Origin of the sequence: Rhizobium sp. P28RR-XV (assembly GCF_012641385.1) — a bacterium.
Lineage (GTDB): Bacteria > Pseudomonadota > Alphaproteobacteria > Rhizobiales > Rhizobiaceae > Rhizobium.
This window is the reverse complement of record NZ_JABAIG010000040.1, coordinates 1-2,561: the sequence shown is the minus strand read 5'-3', so window position 1 is coordinate 2,561 and position 2,561 is coordinate 1. Positions and strand designations below refer to the sequence as shown.

Annotated in this window: 3 protein-coding genes; all 3 read right to left on the bottom strand. The window is 59.2% G+C overall.

Going from position 1 to position 2,561, the window contains the following annotated elements:
* Window positions 1-55 precede the first annotated feature (55 nt).
* Genes tnpC through tnpA form a run of 3 tightly spaced genes read right to left on the bottom strand, consistent with a single transcriptional unit; the run spans window position 56 to window position 2,482 of the window.
* Window positions 56-1,663 carry an IS66 family transposase gene (gene tnpC, locus HGP12_RS33690; RefSeq protein WP_168880243.1) on the bottom strand — a complete coding sequence of 536 codons (1,608 nt, stop codon included), beginning with the start codon at window positions 1,661-1,663 and terminating at the stop codon, window positions 56-58.
* 41 nt (window positions 1,664-1,704) lie between these two features.
* Window positions 1,705-2,058: an IS66 family insertion sequence element accessory protein TnpB gene (gene tnpB / locus HGP12_RS33685; RefSeq protein WP_018240906.1), complete on the bottom strand. Its 354-nt coding sequence runs from the start codon at window positions 2,056-2,058 to the stop codon at window positions 1,705-1,707.
* The gene (gene tnpA / locus HGP12_RS33680) at window positions 2,042-2,482 is read right to left on the bottom strand and encodes an IS66-like element accessory protein TnpA (protein WP_246703668.1); all 441 of its coding nucleotides are present in this window, start codon (window positions 2,480-2,482) and stop codon (window positions 2,042-2,044) included. The genes tnpB and tnpA overlap by 17 nt, the downstream gene beginning before the upstream one ends.
* Window positions 2,483-2,561 lie beyond the last annotated feature (79 nt).

The window sequence follows — 2,561 nt, the reverse complement described above, 5'->3', positions numbered from 1 at the left end:
GTAAGCGCTCATTTCGCTGCGCGTTGACGGGGTGGATTGTGACGACCGCCCTGGGTCAGGTGGCAGTGGATTTGGCAAAGTTAAACGGAAGTAGATCGTCTATATCCGCGCCGTCGGGACGCTGCGGCAGTTCGGCGAAGACGTGTCGCAACCAGGCGAATGGCTCGACGCCACAGGCGCGGCAAGTCAACATGAGGCTGTAGATAACGGCGCTTGCCTTGGCTCCATCGATGGTGTCGCAGAAGAGCCAGGATTTTCTTCCGGTTGCAAAAACTCTGATATCGCGTTCCAATAAATTGTTGTCTATCGGCATCCTGCCGTCTTCGGTGTAGCGCGTCAGATATTCCCACTGGTTGCGCGTATAGGAGATCGCATCGCCAAGTTTGGTGTCGGGCACGACCTTGGGGGCCATCCTGTCGAGCCACTCCTTCAGGGCATCAAGGACTGGAACGCTATGCTTCTGGCGCAAGCGCCGGATGCAATCGGCCTGCGTTTCGCCGTCATCCGGCTTTTCGTCCCGCACCTGCCTTTCAATCCGATAGAGTTGGTCGAAGAACTTCAATGCCTGCGCGGGCGGCCCGCTTTGTTTCTTCCCGGCCTTGAAGGCGTTGACGAAGCGTCGCCTGGCGTGAGCCATACACCCGACATGCGTTGCGCCCTTCAGGGTTCGCCAAGCCTGATAGCCGTCGCTCATCAGAATGCCGCGATAGTCACCAAGGAAAGTCTGCGGATGCACCTGCCCACGACCGGGCTGATATTCAAGCAGCACAATCGGCTCGACACTATCCTTTCCGCTGCGATAGGCCCAGATGTAGGACTCGTCAGTTGCTTTCCTGTCCTTTTCCTTCAGCACCTGCACCGTGGTCTCGTCACCGTGAATGACGTTCTGCAACAAGAGCCGCTGCTTCAGAGCATCGTAGATGCGAACGAGGTGCTTCTCGCTGGATCTGATCACCCAATGGCCAAGAGCGCCACGGCTCACAGGGACGCCGGCGCGCTCGAACGCCTGTGCGAGACGATAGAGTGGTGTGCCATCGACATATTTGTGAACGAGCGCGAAGGCCAGTGTCGAGGCCGTGGCAATACTGCCCGGCAAGGGCTGTGCTGGCATCGGCGCGATGATAACGGGCGTACGGATATCGGTGCGCTCGCAGTTGCGGCAAGCGTACTTGGCCCGAGCATTCTGCAGCACCGTGGCCTTCACCTCGATATGAAGCTGCTCGGTGACGAGCTCGCCCATGCGATGCAACGGATGGCGGCAGCACGGACAGGTCTTCTGATCGTCGGCAAGGTCATATTCAACGCGTTGGCGTGGCAAACTTGCCGGAAGAGGTTTACGCCCGCGCTTGCGGCCTTCGGGCGTTTCCACCTCTGGCAATCCCGTGTCGGGAAGCTCAGTGGCGTCGGTCTCGTCACAGTCGGCCAAGCCCTCATCAGCATCGGCTTCGAGAGCGGCGTTCTCGGCTTCATTGAAGACGCGATCCATATGCTTTTCGCTGCGCGGCGCAAAACGATGCAGTTGTGCAAGCGCCAGTTCTTCCTCGAGCTTGAAGACACGCTGCTCAAGGGCGTCTCTCTCAGCCCGCAACGCGGCGTTCTCGGCAGCATTTGCCGCCAGAAGCGCCATCAGTTCCGCAACGGTCGGGGTGCCGGCTCGTGTCATCGTAGCTTTGAATCTGAGCCGCCCCGCTCCGTCAACAGCTTTCAGCCGACAAACTCATATTGCCGGACAGGATGGCGCACCATCGCGTCGAGATCGATACCGTCAAGCAGCCAACGCAACTGCTCGGTATCGAGCGTCACGACCGGCGCCTCGCGGCGGGGCCAGCGAAACCGGTCTTCGGACAAGGCTTTCAAGACAAGCACAAACCCTGACCGCTCGAAGAACAAAAGCTTCATCCGGGTGCGCCGGCGGTTGCAAAAGACGAACACAGCACGCTCGAACGGGCTCAGACCCATCGACTGCTCGACCAGGATCGCCAGGCTGTTGATCCCCGCACGAAAGTCAATCGGGTCCCGGTGAAGATAGACACGAAGATCGTCAGCCAGCCGGAACATTGTAGCGCCCCAGAACGTCAAACATCACAGACAGCGCCTGCTCATCCGCATCTTCAAGCTCAAGCCGCACACCATTCGGCAGAGACACCGTCAGCCGCATGCCTGCCGATGATGGCCGAGCCGGCGTGACGGGCTGCTGCGCCATTGGCAAGGCAGTGACCACCGGAACAAAGGCCGACGCTTCCTGCCCTGCAACAACCGTCAAAGCACCCTGGGCCTGCCGATCTCGGCGAAGATTCACCCAGTTGCGTAACTGATTGGCATTGATGCCGTGTGCCAGTGCCAAGCGCGCAACCGATACGCCGGGCTTCATCGCCGCGTCGATCAGCCGGTCCTTCTCGACGGGATCGAAACGCCGCTTCCCGTTGGAAAGAACCTTCACAGCCCGAAGCCCCCCTGAGCCCTTCAAGATATCCAATGTCATTATGTCCACAGTCTCCGTTGTGGACACAGAATCTTTCATTCGCTGTTCAGTGAATAGGTGCGGGGAATTGTGCGCTTAC